Origin of the sequence: Oribacterium sinus, assembly GCF_014202695.1 — a bacterium.
Taxonomy (GTDB): Bacteria; Bacillota; Clostridia; order Lachnospirales; family Lachnospiraceae; genus Oribacterium; species Oribacterium sinus.
The window spans coordinates 33,284-58,769 of sequence record NZ_JACHHH010000008.1 but is presented as its reverse complement, the minus strand read 5'-3'; the positions used below and the strand labels follow the sequence as shown (position 1 = coordinate 58,769).

30 protein-coding genes and 2 pseudogenes are annotated in these 25,486 nt (G+C 39.4%); 27 read left to right on the top strand and 5 right to left on the bottom strand.

The window, feature by feature from the left end; translation table 11 throughout:
• The first annotated feature begins 10 nt into the window (after positions 1-10).
• The 10 genes from HNQ46_RS08195 (at position 11) to HNQ46_RS08155 (ending at position 7,119) form a co-directional block, all read left to right on the top strand.
• Positions 11-628: an SAP domain-containing protein gene (locus HNQ46_RS08195; protein ID WP_183684258.1), complete on the top strand. Its 618-nt coding sequence runs from the start codon at positions 11-13 to the stop codon at positions 626-628.
• A gap of 72 nt (positions 629-700) precedes the next feature.
• Positions 701-1,264, top strand: a complete 564-nt coding sequence (locus HNQ46_RS08190) for a GNAT family N-acetyltransferase (protein ID WP_183684257.1) — start codon at positions 701-703, stop codon at positions 1,262-1,264.
• Positions 1,265-1,482: 218 nt separating this feature from the next.
• A complete protein-coding gene (locus HNQ46_RS08185) occupies positions 1,483-2,355 on the top strand; it encodes a BRO family protein (RefSeq protein WP_040648815.1) in 873 nt (290 codons plus the stop codon).
• Between the two features lie 221 nt (positions 2,356-2,576).
• A complete protein-coding gene (locus HNQ46_RS12395) occupies positions 2,577-2,699 on the top strand; it encodes a CD1845 family protein (RefSeq protein ID WP_456299641.1) in 123 nt (40 codons plus the stop codon).
• Positions 2,700-2,729: 30 nt separating this feature from the next.
• The gene (locus HNQ46_RS08180) at positions 2,730-3,185 is read left to right on the top strand and encodes a GNAT family N-acetyltransferase (RefSeq protein WP_007157236.1); all 456 of its coding nucleotides are present in this window, start codon (positions 2,730-2,732) and stop codon (positions 3,183-3,185) included.
• A gap of 46 nt (positions 3,186-3,231) precedes the next feature.
• Entirely contained in the window at positions 3,232-3,867 is a 636-nt protein-coding gene (locus HNQ46_RS08175) for a hypothetical protein (RefSeq protein ID WP_183684256.1), read from the top strand.
• A complete protein-coding gene (locus HNQ46_RS08170; protein WP_183684255.1) occupies positions 3,854-4,666 on the top strand; it encodes a DUF6630 family protein in 813 nt (270 codons plus the stop codon). Before HNQ46_RS08175 ends, HNQ46_RS08170 begins: the two co-directional genes overlap by 14 nt.
• A gap of 50 nt (positions 4,667-4,716) precedes the next feature.
• Positions 4,717-5,127, top strand: a complete 411-nt coding sequence (locus HNQ46_RS08165) for a hypothetical protein (protein WP_183684254.1) — start codon at positions 4,717-4,719, stop codon at positions 5,125-5,127.
• Between the two features lie 98 nt (positions 5,128-5,225).
• Positions 5,226-6,008, top strand: coding sequence for a CPBP family intramembrane glutamic endopeptidase (locus HNQ46_RS08160; protein ID WP_183684253.1), 783 nt, complete (start codon positions 5,226-5,228; stop codon positions 6,006-6,008).
• Positions 6,009-6,120: 112 nt separating this feature from the next.
• Positions 6,121-7,119 (top strand): PDDEXK nuclease domain-containing protein, encoded by a 999-nt coding sequence (locus HNQ46_RS08155; RefSeq protein ID WP_036595163.1) that lies wholly within the window; start codon positions 6,121-6,123, stop codon positions 7,117-7,119.
• A gap of 1 nt (position 7,120) precedes the next feature.
• On the opposite strand, the gene HNQ46_RS08150 is transcribed toward HNQ46_RS08155, so the two are convergent.
• Positions 7,121-7,447, bottom strand: a complete 327-nt coding sequence (locus tag HNQ46_RS08150) for a helix-turn-helix domain-containing protein (RefSeq protein ID WP_183684252.1) — start codon at positions 7,445-7,447, stop codon at positions 7,121-7,123.
• A 535-nt stretch (positions 7,448-7,982) separates the two neighbouring features.
• Here HNQ46_RS08150 and HNQ46_RS08145 point away from each other — a divergent pair.
• The 6 genes from HNQ46_RS08145 (at position 7,983) to HNQ46_RS08120 (ending at position 10,590) form a co-directional block, all read left to right on the top strand.
• The gene (locus HNQ46_RS08145) at positions 7,983-8,396 is read left to right on the top strand and encodes a DUF5301 domain-containing protein (protein ID WP_183684251.1); all 414 of its coding nucleotides are present in this window, start codon (positions 7,983-7,985) and stop codon (positions 8,394-8,396) included.
• A 110-nt stretch (positions 8,397-8,506) separates the two neighbouring features.
• A complete protein-coding gene (locus tag HNQ46_RS08140) occupies positions 8,507-8,890 on the top strand; it encodes a hypothetical protein (protein WP_183684250.1) in 384 nt (127 codons plus the stop codon).
• 18 nt (positions 8,891-8,908) lie between these two features.
• Complete coding sequence (locus HNQ46_RS08135) at positions 8,909-9,454, top strand: DUF1697 domain-containing protein (protein WP_183684249.1); 546 nt, start codon at positions 8,909-8,911, stop codon at positions 9,452-9,454.
• Positions 9,455-9,683: 229 nt separating this feature from the next.
• Positions 9,684-9,899, top strand: coding sequence for a DUF3791 domain-containing protein (locus tag HNQ46_RS08130; protein ID WP_183684248.1), 216 nt, complete (start codon positions 9,684-9,686; stop codon positions 9,897-9,899).
• Positions 9,896-10,378, top strand: a complete 483-nt coding sequence (locus HNQ46_RS08125) for a DUF3990 domain-containing protein (protein WP_183684247.1) — start codon at positions 9,896-9,898, stop codon at positions 10,376-10,378. Before HNQ46_RS08130 ends, HNQ46_RS08125 begins: the two co-directional genes overlap by 4 nt.
• Positions 10,375-10,590 (top strand): hypothetical protein, encoded by a 216-nt coding sequence (locus HNQ46_RS08120; RefSeq protein WP_183684246.1) that lies wholly within the window; start codon positions 10,375-10,377, stop codon positions 10,588-10,590. The genes HNQ46_RS08125 and HNQ46_RS08120 overlap by 4 nt, the downstream gene beginning before the upstream one ends.
• 49 nt (positions 10,591-10,639) lie before the next feature.
• Here HNQ46_RS08120 and HNQ46_RS08115 read toward each other — a convergent pair whose 3' ends face one another.
• Complete coding sequence (locus HNQ46_RS08115) at positions 10,640-10,987, bottom strand: winged helix-turn-helix transcriptional regulator (RefSeq protein ID WP_009537548.1); 348 nt, start codon at positions 10,985-10,987, stop codon at positions 10,640-10,642.
• A gap of 244 nt (positions 10,988-11,231) precedes the next feature.
• Here HNQ46_RS08115 and HNQ46_RS08110 point away from each other — a divergent pair, with 244 nt between their 5' ends.
• The 6 genes from HNQ46_RS08110 (at position 11,232) to HNQ46_RS08085 (ending at position 16,150) form a co-directional block, all read left to right on the top strand.
• Positions 11,232-11,747 carry a nitroreductase family protein gene (locus tag HNQ46_RS08110; RefSeq protein WP_183684245.1) on the top strand — a complete coding sequence of 172 codons (516 nt, stop codon included), beginning with the start codon at positions 11,232-11,234 and terminating at the stop codon, positions 11,745-11,747.
• Positions 11,748-11,987: 240 nt separating this feature from the next.
• Positions 11,988-12,674 carry a hypothetical protein gene (locus HNQ46_RS08105; RefSeq protein WP_183684244.1) on the top strand — a complete coding sequence of 229 codons (687 nt, stop codon included), beginning with the start codon at positions 11,988-11,990 and terminating at the stop codon, positions 12,672-12,674.
• A 106-nt stretch (positions 12,675-12,780) separates the two neighbouring features.
• Positions 12,781-13,776: a permease gene (locus HNQ46_RS08100; RefSeq protein ID WP_243155886.1), complete on the top strand. Its 996-nt coding sequence runs from the start codon at positions 12,781-12,783 to the stop codon at positions 13,774-13,776.
• Between the two features lie 63 nt (positions 13,777-13,839).
• On the top strand, positions 13,840-14,769 hold the full coding sequence (locus tag HNQ46_RS08095; RefSeq protein ID WP_183684243.1) for a CobW family GTP-binding protein: 930 nt from the start codon (positions 13,840-13,842) through the stop codon (positions 14,767-14,769).
• Positions 14,770-14,844: 75 nt separating this feature from the next.
• Positions 14,845-15,075, top strand: a complete 231-nt coding sequence (locus HNQ46_RS08090; RefSeq protein ID WP_183684242.1) for a thioredoxin family protein — start codon at positions 14,845-14,847, stop codon at positions 15,073-15,075.
• Positions 15,076-15,088: 13 nt separating this feature from the next.
• Positions 15,089-16,150: a S66 family peptidase gene (locus tag HNQ46_RS08085; protein ID WP_183684241.1), complete on the top strand. Its 1,062-nt coding sequence runs from the start codon at positions 15,089-15,091 to the stop codon at positions 16,148-16,150.
• 6 nt (positions 16,151-16,156) lie between these two features.
• Here HNQ46_RS08085 and HNQ46_RS08080 read toward each other — a convergent pair.
• Positions 16,157-16,360: pseudogene (locus HNQ46_RS08080) on the bottom strand (helix-turn-helix domain-containing protein); the annotation flags it as partial.
• A gap of 162 nt (positions 16,361-16,522) precedes the next feature.
• Complete coding sequence (locus tag HNQ46_RS08075; protein WP_183684240.1) at positions 16,523-16,867, bottom strand: winged helix-turn-helix transcriptional regulator; 345 nt, start codon at positions 16,865-16,867, stop codon at positions 16,523-16,525.
• Positions 16,868-16,986: 119 nt separating this feature from the next.
• On the opposite strand from HNQ46_RS08075, the gene HNQ46_RS08070 reads away from it, so the two are divergent.
• From HNQ46_RS08070 to HNQ46_RS08055, 4 genes and pseudogenes are all read left to right on the top strand, one after another.
• Positions 16,987-17,796 (top strand): amidohydrolase family protein, encoded by an 810-nt coding sequence (locus HNQ46_RS08070; RefSeq protein ID WP_183684239.1) that lies wholly within the window; start codon positions 16,987-16,989, stop codon positions 17,794-17,796.
• Between the two features lie 369 nt (positions 17,797-18,165).
• A pseudogene (locus HNQ46_RS08065) lies at positions 18,166-18,354 on the top strand (tyrosine-type recombinase/integrase); the annotation flags it as partial.
• Positions 18,355-18,637: 283 nt separating this feature from the next.
• Positions 18,638-19,087 (top strand): Hsp20/alpha crystallin family protein, encoded by a 450-nt coding sequence (locus tag HNQ46_RS08060; protein WP_183684238.1) that lies wholly within the window; start codon positions 18,638-18,640, stop codon positions 19,085-19,087.
• Positions 19,088-19,696: 609 nt separating this feature from the next.
• Complete coding sequence (locus tag HNQ46_RS08055) at positions 19,697-21,442, top strand: GGDEF domain-containing protein (protein ID WP_183684237.1); 1,746 nt, start codon at positions 19,697-19,699, stop codon at positions 21,440-21,442.
• A gap of 133 nt (positions 21,443-21,575) precedes the next feature.
• On the opposite strand, the gene HNQ46_RS08050 is transcribed toward HNQ46_RS08055, so the two are convergent.
• A complete protein-coding gene (locus HNQ46_RS08050) occupies positions 21,576-22,682 on the bottom strand; it encodes a peptidylprolyl isomerase (protein ID WP_183684236.1) in 1,107 nt (368 codons plus the stop codon).
• Positions 22,683-23,041: 359 nt separating this feature from the next.
• On the opposite strand from HNQ46_RS08050, the gene HNQ46_RS08045 reads away from it, so the two are divergent.
• Positions 23,042-25,429: a PEP/pyruvate-binding domain-containing protein gene (locus tag HNQ46_RS08045; RefSeq protein ID WP_183684235.1), complete on the top strand. Its 2,388-nt coding sequence runs from the start codon at positions 23,042-23,044 to the stop codon at positions 25,427-25,429.
• The last annotated feature ends 57 nt before the right edge of the window (positions 25,430-25,486 follow it).

The window sequence follows — 25,486 nt, the reverse complement described above, 5'->3', positions numbered from 1 at the left end:
AGGAGGGTTGATGAAAGATATTAGACCGGATTTTAAAGATATAAAATCATTTGAGGAATTTAACAGATACTATTGGTATCGAGAAGAGCTTTCGCAAATTTGTAAGTCTCTTGGATTAGAATACAGAAGTACAAAACAGGAGCTGAATCATATTATAGAACAATATTTCAAGAAAAATAGAATAGAAAAGTCTGTAATGAAAGTAAACAAAAAACAAGCCGAAGCGATAACCTTAAATTCACCGTTACTTGAATGTGGTTTTTCCTTCAATCAAAAATTTCGCGAGTATTTTTCAGCTGTAACAGGTATTAATCCATTTAAATTTAATGCTGATATGGCAACTGCATGGAGAAAAGTAAAAGCAGAAAATGACTTAAACTTTACAATTCAAGATATGCTTAAAATATATTATGGTGAATCAGATTACGCTAAGTATGATCATTCAGCTTGTCAATGGAATCAGTTCCTAAAAGATTTTTGTTTAGATAAATGTAGCAATCATTATTCTGATAAGTTAAAAGCTGCAGCTACCATTTGGAAAGAAGTTAGAGACTCAAAAAATGAAAAAGTTTATTCAAGGGAACTTTTAAAAAAATATGAGGATAAAATAGAGGAGTACCATAAATAACTTCCGGTCTGTATGGGAGAGTAAAATGTTAAAGATATTACATTTCAAGAGGATTAGGGAGATAGAAAAAGTATGCTGAACATTAGCCAACTATCTACAAAGTATAGAATAAAAAAAATGGAGGAAGAGGATATCTCTAGAATTTTGAATCTGGAGAATGGCAATCCTCTATACTTTGTGTATTGTCCACCAAAGCCATGTAGGGAAACGGTGCTGAATGATTTAAAAGCATTACCGGAGGGGAAAAGCTTTGAGGACAAGTTTTATATCGGCTTTTTTGAGAATGACCGCTTAATTGCCATTATGGACTTTATTCTCTCCTTTCCAAAAGAAGATACGATTTTCATTGGCTTGTTCATGATGGACAGTAAAGAGTCCGGAAAAGGGAAAGGGAGCGCTATCATTGCAGAGGCTTTAACTACATGGAAAAGTGAAGGTTATAAAAAAGTAAGGCTGGCCTATATGAAAGGAAATATGCAAAGCAGGAACTTTTGGAGAAAATGTGGTTTTACGGAGACGGGAGTAGAAAAAGAAAATGAGCATGGAATAGCGGTCATTATGGAATGTAACTGTCTCCAATTCCCCGAGTTTCCTTTGGAGGAAAGAATCGAAGTCAGCTCATATCATATGACATAGGAGAACTTTCAGGGCAAGTAATATGAAACTTGAATAAGGGTAGGCGTGGTAATTTCAATATTTACCTTGAGACTTTACGGAAAGAGGTATTTCTAAGCTCATGACAATGTTAAAATGATAATTAATTATTTGTATGTGTGAGGTTCTTTGGATTTTTAAGCATATAAAGGATTTCAATAAGGGAATTCAATAGTTCATAGTAAATGAGAGGTTTTAAGATGGATAATGAAGTTAAAATCTTTGAGGGAAATCAGATTCGTTCACTTTGGGACAACGAGAAAGAAGAATGGTATTTTAGTATAGCTGATATTATTGGTGTTTTAACGGACAGCAAAGATTTTGGAGCTTATTGGAGAAAGCTAAAGCAAAGATTGAAAAAGGAGGGAAGTGAGGTCGTGACATTTTGTCACGCACTGAAATTAAAATCCCCTAAAGATGGAAAAAGTTATAAAACGGATGTAGCTAATGTGCAGGGGATTTTTCGCATTATTCAATCCGTACCATCTCCCAAGGCGGAACCCTTTAAGATGTGGTTGGCAGAGGTTGGAAAAGAAAGAATAGATGAGATTATTGATCCGGAGTTGACGATAGATAGAGCTTTGGAAACTTATGTGCAGAAGGGATATTCCAGAGAATGGATTAATCAGAGATTACAAGCCATTCAAGTAAGAAAAGAACTGACTGATGCTTGGCAAGACCATGGAGTAGAAGAGGGCAAAGAATATGCCATACTGACCAATGAAATATCTAAAGCGTGGAGTGGTATGACAACAAGAGAGTACAAGGACTTCAAAGGATTAAAGAAGCAAAATCTTAGGGATAATATGAGTAGTACCGAGTTAATATTAAATATGCTTGCAGAAGCGGCTACGAAGGATATTACTAATGCGACAAATCCCTATGGATTAGAAGAGAATAGGCAAGCTGCAAGAGATGGTGGTAAAATTGCCGGAAATGCTAGAAAAGAAATTGAGGAGCATACCGGAAAAGCAGTTATTACCTCTCAAAATGCAATTGATTTTGGAAAGTTGATTAGCGACGTAACGAAAGAGCTGCCTGAAAACAGGATAGATAGGAGTAAAAAGAAATGATTAATATCGGAAAGCTGGAGAGTGAATTATAGGAGTCGGCAGATTTACTCCGCTCAGGTTCACCGCTAACATCAAATCAATATTGCATGCCTGTTCTTGGTCTTATTTTATCAATTTTGACAGCTTTTCTGACATTCTTGCTTGGTATAGTAACAGCGTTACTGTATATCGTTATGGTATTCTGCATATTTGGAGCAGTAGTTTCTTTCGTTTAAGGAGAAATCGGAATAGGTATATCCGGATTGGTTATCGGTTTCCTGTTTAGTCCTTATGGACTTCCTATGATAGGAGCAACAGTGATAGCGTTTATCGAATTGATAAATGATAGGATAAAAGCGGTGTAGACAAATTTGAATTTGTTGAGGTGAATATTAGTGAATATAATTTTTGAAAATGGAATTAATGAGTTTAATGGACACGAGTTAGCTGCATGGTCCAATGAAAAAGGAATAGATTTTCAGGAACAATGGATGGGACCAACGATAGAATATCCATTAAATTATAGTAAACTAAAAAGTTTAGAAAATTTATATTCAATTTTTGCTGATAAGGAGTTTATTGGAGTTATTCAACAGGTTAGAATCTATGAAGATAATATACACATAGGAAGATTTATAATAAACCCAAGTAAGACAGGAATGGGATATGGTAAAGAATCATTAAAGGAGTTTATAAATTATTGTTTTAAAAATGCTGTTATTAAAAGCATTTCTTTAACTGTATTTGGTTATAATAAAAGTGCGAAAGCATTATATGAAAAGTTAGGATTTAAAATAGTAGAAACCATAAATAAGCCAGATTTAAAATACATAATGAAAAAGTATAGATAAATTATCTCTGCAAAATCCCAGTTTGTAGAGGGGGAGAGAAAACGAAATGGACTTATGGGAGCAGATTCAGAATAATACGGAACTCCATACTATGCTTATGCGAGAGTGTGATATTTGCTTTTACAAGCAGCTTCAGGAAATCCAGTTTATGGAGAATAATGAAAACTATTCTATGCAAGCTAAGGCATTTGCACATGATGCAAGTGGCGGAGAATTTGTATTTTTAGAGGATGAAAGTATTGGCTTTATCGGTAGTGAAGGAGAGGTGGGAAGAATTGCGGAAAGTCTTGCAGAGCTTCTGACCTTTTTAATTCACGCAGGAAATCTATTTGACTTTAACTGTAAGAAGATTTATCAAAGGGAAGGCTTGCTGAGAGCCTTTTGCGAAGGCTATCTAGCCAAAATCCGAGAAGAGTATCATAAAGAAAATAAGGACTGGGATAAGATTCGGGGGACGTTGGCGGAAGAACTGTCACTTCCGTTTCATCCGGAGCAGTTGGCGGATGTGGCAATGCAGTTTTATAAAGCAGCGATAAGAGAGCCTTCATTTTCCTGCAAATATATGGACGGTATGGAGGAATATACTTGTGATTCCATACTTTCCGATACGGTAGGGATGTGGGTGAAAGAACTTAGCGGAATGACGAAAAAGGAGATGGAAAACAATCATGAGCATCTATAATTGGATACAGAAAGTACTTTTTGAGAATTACGAAGAATGGCACATGAAAGACCCCCTTTACGAGGGAAACGGATTTCATATCAGCGGAATTGACAATACACTAAAAGCGATGCATGACGGATATATTTTTTATACAGAGCTGACCCCGTCCCATGCCGTAAAGGGCTGTACATCGATGAAAGCGGTAGTCGGGAAAAGCAAAGAGCTGGTCAATTTATATTTGAAAATAGAGGATAAAAAATATCTAATTTCCGACTTAAGCTACAGCGATGCCGTAAAGATTATGAGGGCATTTGTGAAAAAGGAAGTTCTTCCTGATGAAAAGACTTATACGGAAGTGATAGGAAATGATGATGCAATCGTAAAATCCGCATTTGAAGAATTAACAAAGCTCCTGATGGCAGACTCCAAAACAGCGCAGCGTTTCCTGAAAAAACACAAGCATGAAAGTATGGAAGATATGGATCATGCCTGGGAAGAGCTTTTTTTCGCATTAGAGCGGAAAGGAAAGCTTATAGAACTGGATTGGAAAGCAAGGAAGGATAGCTTTATTCCTGCTGTGCGTAAATTAAGTGCCGGACTAAATCTTGTGCCGGATGAGAAAATACTGAATGATGAAGAGGATATTCCAAGGTGGGGAAATATTCTGAATGCCCAGTGGACAGAGTATGTTTTGTCTGCTATGGATATAGGAAGTGACAGCTATGCACTGATGGTTCTTAGCAAGGAAGACTTTGAAAAAGCAAGGGAGTTGGCGAAAGTAATCTTGCATAGAATAGCAGTGATTGAAGAGATGTGAGAAGAGAAGTGAAATGAGAAGTCTGAGAAAAATCTGAGGTGGAAATAGACATGGAAACGCTAAACAGCATCATTCAAAAAATGGAAGCCTGCATTCAAGATAATGACGATCTTGAAACCGTGATGATGGACTGCATGGAAGAAATTGAAGAAAACTATAATCAATTAGACTCCGTACAGCCCTTGCTTCGGCTGATGGAAAGGCATCCTTTGACAGACTTTGGAAGTCCGGGACCAATCGTCCATTTTGTGGAGAGATTTTATAAAAAAGGATATGAAGAAGAACTTCTTCTGTCCTTAAAAAGAATGCCTACTTTACATACGGTATGGATGCTAAATCGTATTATCAATGGAACAGATCAAGCGGAAGTCTATTTAGATATTCTGAAGGGAATTTCTGAAAATGCATCCTGCGATAAGGAAATCAGAGAAGAGGCATTACATTTCTTGTCGATTCATTAAACTGTAATAGAAAAGGTGATAAATATGAACTTGGCAAAAATTTCAGCAAACGGTCAGATTACAGTGCCTGTAGAAGTGCGTTATGGAAGAAAGGTATAATGAATAATAAGTCGATAATGAAAGCATTTTTATTTCCAACATTGCTTCATATAACAGCAGTTGCAGTACTGGTTGGAATTCTCAAAGAAAAAGGATATGGATTAGGCTACCATTCTTTTTTGGGAATGGTTTTTATTATCATTGGAGGTGTGTCGTCTGCCTTTTGGGGCGTATTTTATCAAATTAAATACAATGGGAAAAAGCCTTTGCGTATAATAAAGGATTTTTTCAAGATAAAGCAGCCATTTAAAATCTATGCAATGGTAATCGTATTTTTAATTATAGACTTTTGTTCTGTGGCAATAAGTAAGGGATTCAAAATTGAAAATGTATGGATTCCGATAACTCTATTCTTTAAGGCCATTCTATTTGGTGGAATAGAAGAAATAGGATGGAGATATTCTTTTCAGCCCTGTTTAGAGAAAAAGCTTTCCTATATCGTTGCGACGATGATGACCTTTGTGTGCTGGGAAGTATGGCATTTTTTGTTCTTTTTTATTGATGGTAGCATTGCAATGGTTGATGTTCTTAATTTCTCGTTGGGACTATTCACAAACTGTTTCATACTATCGGCATTATTTGCCTATTCAAATAGTTTATGGATATGTGTAATGACACATGCACTAATGAATACATTATCTCAAATTACTTTCCATGATAATGTAATTATAGGGAATGCATCCAAAGTAATATGTATAGTTGCTGCTATTTTGTTAGTTCATGCGACAAAGAAGGCAAATAGCAGCTTAATGAAAGCTGACAATGTTTCTACCGTTGGATGAGCAAAAGTTCAGCAATTTGATAGGAGACTATACCAAGGGCAAGGATACGGGAAATCAACGTATTATTGTAAAAAATACAGATTACATTGAAAGCGAGGTGAAGCGAGTGTTAATGAATTCGTCGGAGTATATCTCCATTGTTGAGAAGATAAAGAGTGAAATTACGAGTGCGCAGTATCGGGCAGCTGTTCATGTAAACGCAGATATGTTGCTCCTATATTATGACATCGGTTGTGTCATTAATGAGCACAAAACTTGGGGAAACAAATTCATTGATAACCTTGCGTCCGATATTCGCATGGCGTTCCCGGAAAGCAAAGGTTACTCTGTTCGCAATCTAAAGTATATGGCAAAATTTGCTGCTCGTTTTTCAGATAGAGAATTTGTGCAAGAGGCACTTGCACAAATAACTTGGTATCATCATATTGCCTTGATGGATAAACTGAAGAGTGCAGATGAACATATATGGTATACGAAAGAAGCGGCAAAGAATGGCTGGTCCCGCAATGTGCTGGTGCATCAAATCGAAAGCGGACTATATCAGCGGCAGGTGCTGGTTGATAAGGTTTCTAATTTTGAGAGCCGCTTGCCATCACCGCAAAGTGAGTTGGCAGCGCAGACCATGAAAGACCCGTATGTGTTCGACTTTATCCCATTCCGTGAGGAGATGTTGGAAAGAGATATTGAGCAGGCGCTTGTTCGCGACGTTACTAAGCTTCTGCTGGAACTTGGAACAGGATTTGCATTTTTAGGCAATCAGTATCATCTTAATGTCGGGGGCGATGATTTTTATATTGACTTATTGTTTTATAATCTGAACCTGCGGTGTTATGTAGTTATCGAGTTGAAAGCAGGAGATTTCAAACCGGAATATGCCGGTCAGCTGAACTTTTACCTATCTGCAGTAGATGGAATCCTAAAGAAAGAGGAAGACAATCCGTCCATCGGCTTACTGCTCTGCAAAAGCAAGAATAATTTGGTTGCAGAATATTCCCTAAAGGACATTTCAAAGCCGATTGGTGTGAGTGAATATAAAGTCACCCGAAGTCTTCCAGATGCCCTGGAAGAGCAGTTGCCGTCGGTTGAAGATATTCAAAAGAGAATCAAGTAAATTAAGCTTTGGAAACAAAAGGGTATTTTTCTATGAGATTATTATCCAGTTCCATCATGTGAAGAAGCCGGCTGGATGAACCAGAAGGCTGGTTGATGCCGGCTTCCCATGCCTCTACAGTTTTAATGGAAACACCCATATAACTTGCAAAGTATTTTTGAGATAAACCGGTTGAGGCTCTGATTTTTTTTATATCATTCGCTTCGTATACTTTAAGCGGAATTACGGTGATCCGATGTCTTTTTAACGAAGGAGTCTCTTTTTTTGCGTCTTCCAGTGCTTCATTCAGCCCGGACAAAATGCTGTCGAATACGGGTTTTCTACTCATTATTTACCTCCCATAAGATATCCCAATTTTGGGAAAACTCATTGGTTTGAATAAATGTCCTTGTCATAGTATTGTCTCCTGATATAATACACCCTATTAAATAGGGTGTCAATGATTATTGAATTGCTTTAATGAAAAATAAAAAATTGAATCAAAAATGAGGAGTAGTATTTTGATAATGTTTTAATCGATACAGAATATTGGGAATATGCAACTATAGCCATTGAAAAGCTATAGAAGATAAATAAGTGTATAGAATACATGGGAAATAAAGTGCTTGAGTGGAATTATGTTTTAGAAATTTATTGAATTGCTTTTTTATGTTTTAAAGATTGGAGAGAAAGCCTTGAGGTTATAGTTCTTTTCACGAGATATATAATATGCCTAAAGTATAGCACAAAACGAATCGCGTCGAAGAGATTTTCGTGGAAATTTGGTACAATTTATTTAATTATTCTTGCTTCAAGTGACAAATAAGGGAAAATATAGTTTAATGAAAGCTAGCCATTCAAGTTGGGGGGTAAGGAGGAAAAACATGAAAAAGTATATGGGAATCGCTTTAGCTGTTATTTTTATTTTTGTATTAACAGCTTGCGGAGCGAAGAAGGAAATCAGCCTGCCGGAAGCAAAGGACATAACGGAAATTGAAATAACGGAAAATCCTTCCGGAAATACTGTAAAAATTACGGAACAGGATGAAATAGCTAAAATAGTGAATGACATCAAAGAAAATACTAAAGATACAGGAGGAAAAAGTTATAATGAACAGCCTGCAAACATTAAAAAATTTCTGGCTGTTAGCTTTTATTATAACAATACGGAAAGGAACTGGGAGGTCGTTTATCTATATGAAAATAGAAATAAGACCTATGCTGAACAACCCTATTCAGGGATTTGGAAGATCAAAAAAGAAGTATTTAAAGAGATTAGCGGTAAATTAAAGCAATAAAGGGACAATGTAAAAGGATTTTGACACACACTATAAGTGATGTAAAAGCCATTTGCTGGACGACAGGGGGCATTTTCCCTACAATAAAAATGCCAGGGAGGTGCAGTAGCATGGAGCATAATATTAGAAACAAAATCATTATCATACTTTCTTATCTGTTGATTTGGGCACTTGCCATGATTGTGTTTTGGTTTTTTACAAGTGGAAGTGATGCGATGGGCTACAGCTTGATGTTCCTTTGGATTATTCTACCGGTAACAACATTTGTTGAGTCCGTGCTGATTGGGAAAAATGACTTTTGGGGAAAAGGAAAATGGGGATCTACCCTTTTCTTTGGCCTAATGTATATGCTTGCTGAATATGGTACATTTAAAATGGCAAACAATATTGCTTTCAACAAGCTGAATGCCCCGGATTTCGGAATGATTGTAGCCGGAGTGATAATCTCCGCAATCGGTATCTTGCTGGGTTCGTTGTGGAAGAAAAAACACTAAATTTAAGGAGGTAATTCCTTGCGATATATCCTTTTCCTTCGAGGCGTCAATGTGGGTGGGAAAAATAAAGTTTCTATGACGGATTTAAAAGCCTTATTGGATAATGCAGGTTTTGAAAATCTTGATTCCTATATCAACAGCGGCAATCTGTTTTTTAGCAGTGCTGAAAGTCGTGAAACTTGCATTTCCAAAATAAGAAAAGTCTTAGATAGAAACTATGACTTTTCAATTCCCTTTGCTTTACTTACCAAAGAAGAGTATCTGGAAGAACAAGCGGAATTACCGGATTGGTGGGAAGAGGAGCTGGCAAGAAGAGATGTTTTGTTTTATTCCTGTGGTATGGATAAATCCGGAATTCTCCACTTTATAGAGAACTCTACATTTTACAATGAGAAAGTATATGTCGGGAAACAGGCAGTGTTTTGGGGGAAAATGGATGAGGCGGAATATCTAAAAACTACCTACCATAAAAAACTCATGAAGCAGGATTTCTACAAGCAAATTACGATTCGAAACGGAAATACCTTTGAGAAGATTGCAGAAATGTTGAGTAGCCGGGAATGAAAGAGATAGGAAAATGCATTGAACTTTAGGGAACTTCCTATTACTGATTAGTATAGAAAAGTTCCCTAAAGGAAAAGCTCTAAAAAGAAGTTGTGGAAGTATTAAGAACATTGAAGTGAAAAAAACGAAGTGTTCAAAACATCACTAAAGAATGTATACTAGGTAGTATTATTACGATAGTTTCTATGTTTTATTATCTTATTTTGTAAATTGATTGAAGGAGGGAATTTTGCGTTCGGAAATCTTTTCTTTTGTTATTTATATGATTCATGCCTGCGCAAACCGTTGGAGGAAGACGCCTGCACAGGTATATCTTGTTTTAAAACAGAGTGGCTGTCTTAATCATTACCTGGTTCCGAATTATGATATTTTACATACACAGAGTACTGATTTTGTTGTGAAAGATATTGAAGAATATCTTGCCCAAAAAGAGGTGATAGTATGATAGTATATCATGGTTCAAATCAGCATGTAGAAAATCCTGATGTAAAACATAGCCTTCGGAATTTGGATTTTGGTTCCGGATTTTATGTGACCACGGTAAAAGAACAGGCAGAGAAGTGGGCAAAACGAAGAGCGGATTTAATGACAGGAAGACCGATTATTAATAGCTATGAGCTTAGTTTGGATAAAACAGATTTTAATGTGAAAGATTTCGGAGAGGATTTGGACTCTTGGATTGATTTTGTGTGTAATTGTCGTGAGGGGAAAAAGGATTATTTGCAATTTGACATTATTATTGGAAAAGTTGCAAATGATAAAGTTTTTCGAGTGGTTGATATGTATCATCAAGGGATATGGGATAAAGAAAGAGCGATAAAGGAAATTCGTGTTTATCCCAATTATGACCAGATTGCTTTTATTTCTCAAAGATCAATTGATGAACTTTTAGAATTTGTTTCAGCAGAGGAGTTAACATCATGACAGAGGAAGCTTTAGAGCAGTTTTATCAAGAAAGTCTGGAAGAAAGATTGATCCAGAATATTGCAAAAGAGTTGCATTTATCTTTAGAAGAGGCGATGGACTGTTATTATAAGAGTAGGCTGGCAGGCATGATTCAGGAGGGAAAGGAAGGAGTGCAGTATCTGGATTATAGGGCTTTAACTGCGCTTTTTATGGAAATGGAGAAGGCATAAAATTTATTTACAGTCCACAAATAAGCTACTTACAGGCAGTAATTCCGCCTTATTCTTCAAAGCTTCCGGCCATATACTTGCGTCCCCAGTCGCGCATGGAATGGATAATGTCTGTAAGGGTTTTTCCTCTTTCCGTAAGGGAATATTCGGTTTTGGGCGGAACCACAGGGTAGACTTTCCTATGGATTATTCCGTCATGTTCTAATTCCTTAAGTTGCTGTGTCAACATTTTGGCGGTGGCTTGAGGAATATATTTTTGTAGCTCATTATATCGCAAGGTTCCATCGTGGATGAGATGGCAAAGGATAATCATTTTGTACTTTCCGCCAATCTGAGAGAGCGTTGCCTCTACGGGACAATGAAACAATTTTTCTGAATTTGAAATTTTTTTTGTCATTTTTTTGCTCCAAATTCTTCCGGAAATTCGCAGAAAAAGTCAATAAAATCAAGACTTTATCATGGTTTCTAAAAAGTAAGTATATTACTAAAAAGTGAGTATCTCACTGAAAAGTGCGTTCTTGCTGAAAATATACTAACTGTTTAGGATAACATAATCAAGTTGGTAAGAAAAAATGATATCCAACAGAGATGAACTCATAGAACAGAACAAAGTATAGTAGGAAGAAAAGAGGGAAAAAATCATGGATTTTATAACACTGGCAAAGAGTCGTTACTCTGTTCGCAATTATAGCGAGAGGCAGATAGAAAAAGATAAGCTGGATAAGATTTTAGAGGCGGCGCATATCGCACCCAGTGCCAGAAACAAGCAGTCTGCCAGAATTTATGTTGTGCAAAGTACAGAAGGAATTGAAAAGCTTCGTTCCCTTACCAGATGTGCGTACAATGCGCCAACAATTCTGATGATTGGCTATGAGGAGTCCGAGCAATATCGGAATGAAATGGAAGAGGGAATCGTTTCCGGTCAGCAGGACGCCTCTATTGTGACTTCTCATATAATGCTTGAGGCGGCAGAGCTGGGACTAGGCTCTGTATGGGTGGATGGGTTCCCAAATACCGAGACGGCAGAAGTATTTCATTTGCCAAAGTCTGTAAAGCTGGTATGCCTGATGCCTCTAGGCTATGCGGCGGATGACGCAAAGCCGGCACCGATGCACGAGAAGTATAGACCTCTTGAAGAAATGGTGAAGATACTATAGAGAAGAACTCCGGCAGAAGGATTGCGTACGAAAATAGAGTGATTTTTAGACATCCGAAAAATAATCTGAAAATATCTTAAACAAAACAAGACTTTATACGGCGACTAATCTAAAATGAGACTTTAGATTAGTCGCTGTTTAGTATAGTATTAAGAATAGAAGGACGCAGATCAAATAATTGCATGACTGCACATCTATAGAATAGACAGAAATGGCTTTAGTGAATAGATTGGAAAAGATATGAAAAAAATTAGTAAAAGCATAATAATCAGTCTCATTTTGGGCATCCTATTCGGTCTTATTCTTCTATTTATCAAGTTAAGGCTTCAGCTTAGTGAAGAAGAAACCATGCGAATTTACATTTTCTTGTCGATAGCAGTGCTACTCATCAGCGTTATTATAAATCTGTCTTATAATTTCTTCTACGGAAAGAAAATCAACGCCCTTACCTCTTTACTCGGCGAGGCAAAGTATGATGAATACCTGGAAAAGATAACAGCGATTCGGGACAAGGTAAAATCCAAGCATCTTAGAGCTATTGCCGAGCTGAATCGTACTGCGGCATTAACAGGAAAAAAAGAATATCGTGCTGCGGTGGAAATCCTAAAGGAATTGGAGCCCAGGGTAAAGAAAATGCCTTCTGTAGAGATGGTAAGGAGGATGAATCTTTGCCTGAACTATTTTTATTTAAGGGATTACAATGAAGCGGAGGCTCTCTATAAGGATAGTGAAGTGCTTTTTGGAAAATACAAAGAGAATGCGTTCTATAAAAAGAACTTTACCATTCTGGATATGTTTCTGGATCTATGCTGCTATGAAAAAAAGGAGGGCATGGCGGAACGAATTCAGGAAGCAAGAAAGCTGTATCCGGAAAAGCAATTGCAAGAGGATTTTGAGTATCTGGAGGGATTCTTGGAAGAAAGGTAGAATAAACGGAAGGTAGAAGGGATAGAAAGGTATAATGGAAAGATAGCCTTAAAGGAAAGAATGGTAGAAATGAAAGATCAACTTCATGGAGAGATAGGTGCAACGAATGGAATTTATTCAGGATGAAGTTCTTAGGATGACATGGTTAAGCCGTTTACTGCGTTTAGCTTTAGAGGAGCTGGGGCTGAATGTGGACAGTCGTATCGGGGGCAGTTTGCATTTCTTTTTATATGACTGTGTAAAGATTACGATTTACCTTTGTGTGCTAATTTTTGCAATTTCCTATGTGCAGAGTTTTTTTCCGCCGGAAAGAACGAAGAAGATACTGGGGCATTTTCGGGGGCTTTCTGCCAATCTGGTAGCTGCTCTTTTGGGGACGGTTACTCCCTTTTGCTCCTGTTCTTCCATTCCGATTTTTATGGGATTTACGGCAGCAGGACTTCCCTTAGGGGTGTCTTTTTCCTTCCTGATTTCCTCTCCCATGGTGGACTTGGGAAGTTTAGTATTGCTAAGCGGTATATTTGGGATAAGGATTGCTTTTGTCTATGTCCTTTTAGGACTGTGCCTGGCAGTTTTAGGCGGAGCTGTGATTGAGCATTTAGGCATGGAAAATGAAGTGGAGGACATTCTTCGAGGGGTATCGGCTGTAGAGCAGGACATTCCCACATTATCCTTTAAAGAACGACTTTCTTATGCCAAAGAGCAAGTGAAAACGACTTTTCGAAAGGTTTTTCCCTATATTCTTTTAGGGGTGGGAATCGGATCTTTCATTCATAACTGGATTCCTAAGGCTTGGGTTCTTTCTTTACTGGGAGCAAGGAATCCCTTTGGCGTGATTCTGGCGACCTTGGTGGGGATTCCCATGTATGCGGACATTTTCGGAACCATTCCTATAGCGGAATCACTTCTTTTGAAAGGCGCGGAGCTCGGGACGGTACTTTCTTTTATGATGGGAGTGACAACGCTGTCGCTTCCTTCTATGATCATGCTTCGGAAGGTGATTAAACCGAAGCTTTTGGGAATTTTCGTAGGGATATGTGTGGTTGGAATTATCCTGATAGGCTATCTTTTTAATGCGTTGCAGGCGGTACTTCCGCTATGATTTAGAAGGGATATATGCAATAGAAGAAGGCAATACTTTGACGCTTTTTTCTTAGGAGGAATAATGGAAAAGAAGAAGTTATTTGTTTTAACAGGCTTTTTGGGGGCGGGAAAAACCAGCTTCCTACAGCATGTTTTGGAGGCATTTTCCGATAAAAAGCTTGCGGTGATTCAAAATGAATTTGGAAAAATCGGGATTGACGGAAGCATTCTGCAAAGACAGGGGATTCCAATCAAAGAAATCAATCGAGGTTCCATTTTTTGCTCCTGCCTTCAGTTGTCCTTTGTGGAAGCCTTGGCGGAGCTTGCGAAAAGCGATGCGGAATCTCTTTTTGTAGAAAGCTCAGGGCTCGCGGATCCGTCCAATATCATGGATATTTTAGAGAGCGTGAAGCTGTTGGCGGGGGACGTGTATGATTTTCAGGGGGTAATCTGCCTGATTGACGGCGTGCATTTCCCGAAGCAGGTGATGGATACGGAAACGGTGGACAGGCAGTTAAAGCATTGTGATGTTGCCATCATCAATAAAATAGATTTGATTTCAGAAGAGCAATACAAAAAAGTCTTTTCCTTGGTTCGGGGAGTGAATCCGCATTGCCAAGTTTTATCCTGTGCTCATGGGCAGGCGGACTTAAGCTTTATGAAAGAAGCCTTTCTACAGGGGAATTGGGCATTTTCAGAGGAAAGCTTAAATACGGTGGACAACAAGCCGAAGACGATTTCTTTACTTTGTTCGGAAAATGTAGAAAAGAGGAGATTTCAACAATTTCTGCAAGCGATTCTACCGGAATGCTACCGAATCAAGGGTTTCTTCCTTTTAGATCGGAGCTGGATGCAGGTGGATGTGGTGGAGGAATTAATCGACTATAAGCCCTGCCCTGAGAGGGAGATTTCCGAGCTGGTATTTTTGTCGAAGGTTGGACCGAAGGTGATTCGGAGCATTGATGGAGCTTGGAAAAAATATATGGACTCTCCTATGAAATTAAAGAATTAACGCAAAGAAGTTCTTGTCAAAGCATAGAAGCTTGAAAGCAAAAAAGCAGAAAAGGAATTCAGCGAGGGAAGGAATATGGAAATCAAGGTAATCGGTGCAGGCTGTAAGGAATGTGATACGCTCTATCAAAATGTAGAAGAGGCGGTAAAGGAGCTGGGAAAGGATGCCAAAATCGAGAAGGTAGAGGAGTTAATCGAGATTGTAAAGCTTGGAGTACTCAGTGCGCCATCCCTCATGATTGATGGGAAACTTATCGTAAGCGGACGGGTTCCCGGAGTTGGAGAGTTAAAAAAGTTATTGTCTTAAAGGAAGGATAAGCATGATGCAAAAGGTGAAAACAGTAGCCATTGTCAGTCTCTCCAGCGGTGTTCTGGGAGAAGACTTTGTGCAGCATGAAGTAAAAATAGGCCTGGAACGGCTACGTCGTTTTGGGTTGGAAGTGAAATTCATGGAAAATGCCTTGAAAGGCTTAGACTATCTGAAAGAGCATCCGGAAAAGAGGGCAGAGGATCTCTTACAGGCTTTTTCCGACGATTCGATAGATATGATTTTATGTGCCATAGGGGGAGCGGATACTTATCGCCTACTTCCCTATCTTTTTGAAGAGGGACAATTGGAAAAGGCCGTAAAGCAAAAGATTTTCCTTGGCTTTTCCGATACCACGATGAATCACTTGATGCTTCATAAATTGGGGATTAAGAGCTTTTATGGACAGGCTTTTATTCCGGATATTTGCGAATTGGAAGAGGAAATGTTGCCCTACAGCGAAAAATACTTTTTGGAACTGATACAAAGCGGAAGCATTCGTTCTCTTGAACCGAGTCCGATTTGGTATGAGGAGCGGACAGATTTTGGACCGAAAGCAATAGGAACAAAACGAGTTAGCCATGAGAATGAAGGCTTTTTACTCTTACAGGGCAGTCCTGTTTTTCAAGGAGAAATCTTAGGGGGCTGTATAGATACCCTCTATGATATCTTTGACACAACGAGGCACGAGGACTCTGTCAGCTTATGCAAAAAGTATGCACTATTTCCGGATTTGGCAGACTGGAAAGGGAAGATTCTTTTGCTGGAAAGTAGTGAGAATCAACCCAATCCGGAGAAGTATCGGAAAATGCTTAAAGCTTTAAAGCAAAGCGGTATTTTCGAAGTCCTCAGCGGTGCGCTGGTGGGAAAGCCTATGGATGAGCGTTATGCCAAGGAGTATCAGGAAATTCTTCCGGAAGTGATTGGTAATCCCACTCTTCCGATTGTATTCAATCTGAATGTGGGACATGACACTCCCAGAGCGATTATTCCCTTTGGCATTATGGCGAAGGTGGATGTTTCGGCACAAAGAATCAGCTTTACGGAAGACACAAAAGTTTCACAACTGAATTAGCACTCACGATATGTTATAGCGTGTCACAAGCTCATAAAAGATTTGCAGACTTGGTTGTTGCCCTTTATTTTCAATATTGGTAAGGTAACGCGGAGAAATATTCATTGCGTCGCTTACATCTTTGTGACTTTCCTTTCTCGCTGTCCGCGCTGCTTTTATCGCTTGCCCGAAAGCTGCGAAGTCATAAAGTGGTACAGGTCTTTTTGCCATAATTATTCACCCTGCTATATTGTATAGTTCCTAACTTTTTCAAGATACGTCTACACAATTCCCACTACTGACTTAAATAATTCATTTTATTTATCCAGTTAAAAGAAAAATGCTGGTAGTAATGTAATCAACTACTAGCATTTCCGTTATTATTTCAGAGGATTAAACAATCTCTGTATGTGAATTATATGAATGATATGCTTTTCCCCAATCACATAGTTGCGCTAAGATTGGTTTAAGGGTAGCCCCCAATTCGCTTAATGAATATTCAACTTTAGGCGGTACTTCCGGGAACACCTTTCGAGTGATAATTCCTTGTTCCTCTAATTCCCGAAGTTGCTGTGTCAAAGTCTTTGTAGTGATATTACCTAAAACCCTTTGTAATTCATTAAATCGGATTGTTCCGTTTGATAAATGCCACAGTATTTTTAACTTCCATTTTCCGCTTAGTATATTCAATCCGACTTCAACAGGACATTGTTCATCAACCGCTTGTGATTTTGCCATATTTTCCCATTCCTTTCACAGTATCAAGAAAGATACTTTATTTCAAAAAAGTGCGTACTTAATTTTACTCTATATTAGTGCTATCCTCATTATATAAAACGTGTCAAGGAGGCGTAAATATGATTATTGATAGTCACGAACACATAATGTTTCCAGCAAAAATGCAGTTAGACAAAATGGACGCTGCGGGAGTAGATAGGGCAATTCTTTTTTGTTCTGCTCCGCACCCCGAAAAAGCAAACAATCTGAATGAGCTTGAAACAGAAATGAACACATTATACAAAATTCTTGCAGGAGTAAATAGCAAAGAAGATAATATTAAGCGATTGAAAAAAAATATTGTAGAAATCACCACAGCAATAAAAGAAAATCCTAATCGCTTTTGGGGGTTCGGTTCTGTTCCGTTGGCATTAAGTTTAGAGGAAACACAGAATTGGATAGACACACAGATTACCGCTAATTCTTTGTGTGGGATAGGTGAATTTACTCCCGGTAATGAACAACAGATTATTCAGTTAGGAACAGTATTTCAAGCAATAATGAATACAAGGTTATACCCTGTTTGGGTGCATACTTTTAATCCTGTTACATTAAGCGGTATTAAGCAGTTAATGTCCTTATGCGAAAAGTACCCAGAGGTGCCTGTTATTTTCGGGCATTTAGGTGGCTCTAATTGGATAGAAGTAATCAAATTTGCAAAGGAACATAAAAACGCTTATTTAGACCTTTCAGCAGCGTTTGCTTCTATTGCTACAAAAATGGCATTAGTTGAGTTGCCGGAAAGATGTCTGTATAGTTCTGACGCTCCTTATGGTGAGCCATATTTGTATAAGCAACTTATTGAGTTTGTAAGCCCTAGCCAATCAGTAGCAAAAAAGGCATTGGGGGAAAATATTTTAGAGTTGTTGGAGCGTATAAACCTAATTTAACATTTCCACTTTCTTTAATTAAATAACTTATCTGCCGGACGACGGCAAAAGAAAAAAGCCGTCGTAGAGCAGACATATTTTCACGCACGTATGAAGCGGCGGCTTTGATTTTCAGAGTCGCCGTTTCTTTGCGCTTGCACAAACCTATGACGACTTGCAGGGACATGGTAGCCGATTGGAGGTTGATTTACCGTGTCCGTTTTGGTTATTCATAGTGCCCATGAGTTACATCAATTAAAAAAAGCGTAGCTCCCTCTCCGGGTAATTCCGACTATGAATACGAACTGACAATTCAATATATTAGCTTTTTTGTTTCCTATGCGTTTGTTTGCGTTCTGCGAGCAAGCGCATTTTGTCTTTTCTATAACAGTATCCGCTCACATTATGCGACATACGGCTTGTACCAGAATGGCAGAAAAGAGAATAGACGTAAAAGTTCTCCAATATATTATGGGACACGCCCACATAGACGTGACGATGGACGTATACAACCATGTAAGTGAGATGTCCAGAATTGAGAGTGAAATCACTAGGCTGGATAGCGTAGCAATTAGCTGATACCAAAAATAAAAAATTGGTGTCAAATCAAGAAAAAGTGATGATTATAAGGAAGAAAAAGTGTTGCAAACCCCGTAAAATCAAGTTTTGCAAAAAAATCTCAAAAAATTAGCACTCAACGCTTGACAGTGCTAACAATTTGAGTATAATCATAATCAAGCAGAGGAACAGAGAAGACCGCAAGGACTTTAAAGGTTCTCACGATGATGAAGATTCTTCCCCTTGCTAAAAACAATGACGAGAAGTCAGAATTGAAATAAAGAGTATAAGGAGGAAAAAAGATATGTTAGCACCTAGCATTTTTGGAGAGAATTTATTTGATGATTGGTTTGATTTTCCGAGTTTCGGAGGTCTGGGCAGAGTAGAGAATAAGCTTTACGGAGACCGCAGCGGAAGATTGATGAAGACGGATGTTCATGAAAAGGACGGGCAGTACGATATGGATATCGATCTTCCGGGCTTTAAGAAAGAGGATATCAAGGTAGAGTTGCATGACGGCTATCTTCAGGTCAGTGCCGTGAAGGGCTTAAATGAAGAAGAGAAGGATGAGAAGGGTAAACTCATTCGTCAGGAGCGTTACTCCGGCTCTATGCAAAGAAGCTTTTATGTTGGGGACAGCATTAAACATGAAGATGTAAAAGCAAAGTTTGAACAGGGCGTTCTGAAGCTTTCTTTCCCTAAGGAAGGAGAGAAGAAACTTCCGGAGAAGCAGCCGATTATGATTGAAGGTTAAGGGCTGTAAAAAATCAAAATAAATAGATTTTCGGCAATATAGGTCTGAATGCGGGGTAGTCATAGCCCCAATTTCAGACCTATATTGCTTAGAAAAATCGATAATCGAGAGCCTAGACTTCTGCTTTTTTCCGTCTTCTTTTGTCGTCCTGTTTTCTTCATTTTACATACCGGTCCTTCCTTGAATAGATATATGATAAAAGTCACACAAAAATTGGTGGCATTTTCCACGGTTAGGGTTTTTATAGATAAAATATTTTTGGCTTGAATGGAGATTCATCAGGTAATCTCGCTCTCCATCGGTACGAGCTCATTAGTCTTTTCGGTTCATTCGACAGATTTTCCTTTTTTTATAAATCAAAATAGAAAAGATTGTGCTATACTATTTTCATCTTTAGAAAACGGCAAGAGAAGAGTTACTCGTATGAGGCAGAGGTTTATGCCTTCTCTTATATTTGACGATTAAGTATAGGTTACGGTGGACTTTTGTTAGTTTAGACCGAAGCTTTCGTGCTTATGAGACAGAAAGAAGATATGCATCTAAGGGCATAAACACGAAGGATATTTTTGTGAAAAACAGAGCATTCTATGTTGGATATTCGGAGCGGAGATGAGAAATAATTCCTTCATCAAAAAACATCAAACCGTCATTCTTTTGTTCCTCTCCATTTTGGTGGGGCTTCTTGTGATGCGCTATATTCTGAGTGATGTAGGACGAGTGCCGAAAAGTGATTATAAAATGCTGAAGAACATGAGCGTAGAAGTACAGCACGAGGATGGAAGTGTAGATAATTTTCAGAGCTATCTGTTTAATTTTTCTTCCCGAAAAGATCATATCACCATGCATCTGCCCTTGGAATCGGAATGGAAGGCGGAGTATCAGACGATAAATTTCTTTTTTTATAACAGTGTGGTGAAGGCCTACTACAAGGACCAGTTATTGGTGTCATACGGAGAAAATCTAAAAAGGCACATGATTGGACACCTGAAAATCAGTATACCGGTTCCTTTGGAGGCTTATGGGGATGAGATTCGGGTGGAAATCGATCCGCAGCTGGATATTCTGGAGGATAATTTTGATATTCCGATTTTGATGTCCAGAGGAACTGAGTTTTATTATCCGATGATTAGTCAGGAAACGACTTATCCTATTTTCGTGATGACCTTGATTGGATCCTTTATCGGAATCATCATTTTTGCTTTCTTCTTTAAGACTCATGTGTATGCCAGTGAGGGTATGTGGCTATTCTCGCTGGTTTTCGCCATTACTCTTTGGCACTTGGGAAATACCGGTCTGGCCTATTTGCTTTTCCCAAGAGAGGATTTAAGTGCGGTTTGTGAGTATGTGGGGATGTATTTGTTACTTCCCACGGCTCCTTTGTACGCCAGCTATGAAACCTCAAGGAAGGTGGTCAGAGAGTATCTTAGAGTAGTCGGCACCATTTTCTTGGCATTCTTCCTGCTTTGCCTGATTCTTTATATTTTCCCTACGGGATTTCAGTATACCGGGCATCTCCGTCTGGTACAAACGGCACAGATTGTAATGGTATTTTCCTCTATGGCAAGCCTGCTTTTCCCCGGAAAAAAGATAAAGAATAATTCAGATTATATTTTGGGTTACGGCTTGGTTTTTGTGGCTATATTCGGTATTCTGGAGCAGGTTAGAATCATTTTGGCCGGCAGTATTACGGAGAAGTGGCCGGGATTTTTGCAAAGCTTTGTTACCACTGGCTTTTCAAAGATTTTAATTCTGCTTTTGATTATTGTTTTTATTACTTCCTACGTATTTAAGGTTATTCTGATTGCCCAGGCCGGTATCGAAGAAAAGCATTTAAAATACCTGGCCTATACGGATCGGCTGACCGGTCTTGGAAACCGGCAGTATTTGCAGGATCAGCTGGAGGTTTTGGATCACAGTAAAAAGAAGGACTATGCCGCTATCTTTATGGATATCAACGACTTAAAGCTGACCAATGACCTTTATGGCCATGAGTCCGGAGATCGTTTGATTCAAATGGTGGCAGAGGCCATTCAGGATGCCATGGCAGAGGTGGAAGGCTTTTCCGGAAGAAACGGTGGTGATGAATTCGTCTGCATCGTGTTCCCCGCAAGTGCAGTGTTTGAGGTGGAAAATAAGATTAAAGAGTATTTGCGAAATACGAAGGAGAAACAGAATCCGCCCTTCCCTGTAAGCATTTCCATGGGAAGTGCCAGCTATCGAGAGGTTGCGGAGAAGCTCCCCATGGAAAAGAGAGAACATCTCACTGTGAGTCATGTGATTCGACAGGCAGATGGAAAGATGTACGACGATAAGTATAGAATGAAAAAAAGTAGAGATCAGGAAATTTCTTTTTAAATAATGGGAAACAAAAGGAAAAGGACTTTGAAAGAAGGTTATGGGGGTATCCCCGGTTCTTCCAAAGTCCTTTTTGATGTTAATGGAATTTAGCCGGTATCAGGGCTGGCATAAGGAATATGTTTAGCTCTGCTTAACGGTATTTCTGGAAAGTGATGTTTTGAATCAGGATAGGGTTGGATACAGGCGCATCATCTTGATTGGTTTCCTGAGAAGCAATCTTTTCTACTACGTCCATTCCTTCATAAACCTGTCCCAATACCGTGTAGCGTCCGTCAAGCTCGGGAATTCCGCCCACTTCCTTGTACTTTGCTTTTACATTCTCCGGAAGAGATAAAAGAGGAAGGGATGCTTCATTACGAATCTTACTGCACTGCACGATATAGAACTGATTTCCGTTGGTATGGGGACCGTTATTTCCTAAGCAAAGCGCTCCGTTAAAGTTGTGCAGCTCCATGTTTACTTCGTCAACGAAGAAACCGTTATAGCTGGACTTTGCCTCGTCTCCGGAACCATCCAAAGCACCGCCCTGAATCACGAAATCTTTGATGACTCTGGCAAATGGTGTACCGTTGTAGAAGCCCTGCTTGGATAGGGTAATCCAGTTCTGTACGGCAATGGGAGCCTTCTCCGGGAAGAGACGCATCTTAATTACTCCCGCATCGGTGGTCATAATGCAAACTTCTTCGCCTCGCTTTGGCTTATCCAACTGGTAGATCTTTACGTCGGATACATCTACGCCCTTATCCTTCCAAAGGATACCTACAATCTTCCATTTGAGTCCCTGTGCATCGCCCAGTCTGGCCATTTTCAGAAGGACAGTATGTTCCGTTACCTTGTTCTTTGCGTCGGTAGTCTGGAACTTTAATTCCATGATTCCTCGTAAATCATTGTACTCATCGGTTCCGTTTACCCGATGAAGTACCGGCATCTTGGTATAGGTATAGCGGATATCCTTCTTCCCCTCAAAAGTCCGGAAGTAGTTGCGAATAGCTTCCTTCTCCTCTTCTGAAATATCGGGAACAATGTAATCCTCGATACCCTTATGCTCCTTGATATCCTTGATGAATTCTTCAAAGCGTACTTTTAGTTCGCTTTCATCCCAATGCCGGGACAGGAGCTGCCAGCTTTGTACTTCGTCATCATAGTTTTTGGCAAAACCTGTGATGGCGGTGAGAGATAAGGCAGTCAGCAGTGCACAGCCGAATGCAAGAGCTGATTTCAGGAATGATTTTCTCATAAAGCCTCCTTTCTGTCATGAGAACTTGTGCTGATTTACAATCAATCTTTGTAAATCTGAATTTATATTTAGATAATAATACCAAATATAAACTATTTTTTAAATACTTTTTAGAGGAAAAATAAATGTATACAGAATGGGGAGGTGAAGCTATAGGAGCGGTATGGTTCAAAACCTACTAGGATAATATGGTTGCTATGAAACAGACTATGGAAATACAGTGGGCATGAAACAGACCATGGAAAATTGTAGTGATGGAACTGACAGGGCAAATAGGGTGTGGCATTTCTTTAGAATTCAAGGTAAGATAAATTATTATATTTAGAGCAAAACAGCTGAAAAAATAAGTGGGAGAGATCATGAAGGCAAGGCATTTAGAAATTTTAAAAGAGCAGGGATTTCCGGTTCCGAGGTTCATCCTGATCTCGGAAAATGAAGAAGTGGACCTATCTTTTTCCGAGAGAGACTGTTTTGCCGTTCGCTCCAATTTTTCTTCGGAGGACAGCGGAGAGCATTCCTTTGCCGGACAGTTTTTAACTCGCTTAAATGTGAAAAGGGAGAAGGTACAGGAAGCGGTACAGGAGGTCTTTGCCTCCTACGCCGGAAGTTTGGACTATAAAGAAAAGGCGAATAGAGGGAAGGCGGAATACGATTTAAAACAGCAGGGTAAAGCAGAAAAGAATGAGAACACAGAACGTCAGGAGAACACAGAACGTCAGGAGAACGCAGAACGTCAGGAGAACGCAGAACAGAAAAAAGCAGACTTGTTGGTAGAAACGGTACTCATTCAGGAAATGCTGTTTCCGGAAAAGTCCGGTGTTCTGTTTACAAAAAATCCAAAAGGAATTCTTAGTGAAATGGTGGTGGTTCTTGGACAAGGTCTGGGCGATAAGGTGGTGGAGGATCAGGAAAATGTACTGACCTACCACTATTTTCCGGGGGAATGCCTGTACCAAGAGGGGCAAGGTACCGTTATAGGTTTGGATGAGGATGAGCTGAAAACTTTGTTTAGCCTTGGAGAAGAAATAGAACAGCTTTTTCAAAAGCCCATGGACATAGAATTTGCCATTGAAAAGGGCAAGATTTACATATTACAGGCCAGAGCAATCACCACCTTAGACATGCATCTTCCTGTTCGGATTTTAGACAACAGCAATATCTCCGAAAGCTTCCCGGGAATTTGCCTTCCTTTAAGTGAGAGCTTTGCGGGAGAAATGTATAGCGGGATTTTTACTTCTCTGGGAAGACGTTTTTTGGGCAAGAAAGTCTCTTCCTACGAGGAGCTTTTTCAACGCATGGTGGGAGGATTTTCCGGAAGAATGTATTATGAAATCTCCTCCTGGTACGATATTTTGCGCCTTCTTCCCTTTTCCGGGAAAATCATTCCGGTATGGCAGGGGATGCTGGGGGTATCCAACGAAGAAATATCCTTTTCCAAGAAAAAACCGGGCTTCTTTTTAAAGTGCAGAATCGCCCTTTTATTTTGCTATTATTTTTTCGTTTCCCAAAGGAAAATGAAGGAGCTGGACAAGTTTTTCCAAGAGCGTTATGCCTCCTATAGCAAAAGAGTGGAAGAGGAGGAAGAAGCTCCGGCACTATACCGGATTTTTTTGGAAATGAAGGAAGACCTCTTACGGGAGTGGGATATTACTTTGATGAATGATATAGTGTCCTTTATCAGCACACATTTGTATGGGAAGAAAACGGCATTTTCCTTAGAAACCATGAAGCCGGTACGAGCGCTTTCCGCCTTAAAGGCGGTAGCAAGAAAGCATGGCTTAGACAGCGAAGAATACCGCAGGGAAAAGAAAAGCTATATTTCTGCCTATGGAGACCGGATAGAGGGAGAGCTGAAGCTGGAAACCAGAACCTACAGAAGCAATGAAGAACTACTGGATCGGTGGATTTTGGATGCTTTAGAGACGGAAGAGACAGATTGCTCGGAGAAAGATTGCGAAGAGGCGAGCCGTATGGAGAAGCCCTCCGAGCAGAAACGGCGAAAGTCCTTCCTCTATCGCCTTGCCGAATCCTCCTGTAACAACAGGGAGATTTCCCGTCTTCATCGCACAAGATGTTTTGGTCTTATGCGGCGGATTGTAGATAAAATCGGAGAGAAAACCATAGGCTTTGATGTGTACTATTTGAGCCTTGATGAGTTGAAGGAATTTCTATTTTCCGGCAAGGATTTCTCCCTGAAAATTGCGAGAGAAAGGGAACTTCGGAAGGCCTATGAAATGCTTCCTGTCTTGTCCAGGGTAAAGCTCCTGGGAAAGGTGGATAGAGATCCTTTGGCAGGAGAGATTCGTGTTTTAAGCTGTGAATCTTTCAAGGGGAAAAGCGAAAAGTCGAGAGTTCCATTTTCTGAAGAGCCCAAGAAGGTTGCAAGTAAAGGGAAAACGGAATCTACCCCAAGAGTTTTCTTTGGAAGGGGCGTTTCCAAGGGTATTTTCCGAGGAGAGGTTTTAAAGATTAAAAGCTTACAGGAGCTAAGAGCCACGGAGGCTAAGGGGAAAATCCTTTTAAGCTATTCTACAGACCCGGGTTGGTTCCCCTATCTGGATATGGCAGAAGGACTCATTACGGAGCGAGGCTCTCTTTTATCCCACAGCGCCATTCTCGCCAGAGAATTGGAAAAGCCTGCGGTGGTCAATATTCCGAAGATTATGGAAGAGCTGCAAAGCGGAGACATCGTGGAGATAGATGGGGATTTAGGCATTTGCAGTGTCATAAAGAAAAAGGAAAAATAGGATTGCAAGACAAGTGAGAGGGGAAATCCGAAACTTTATTCTCCCACTTGTTTTAAA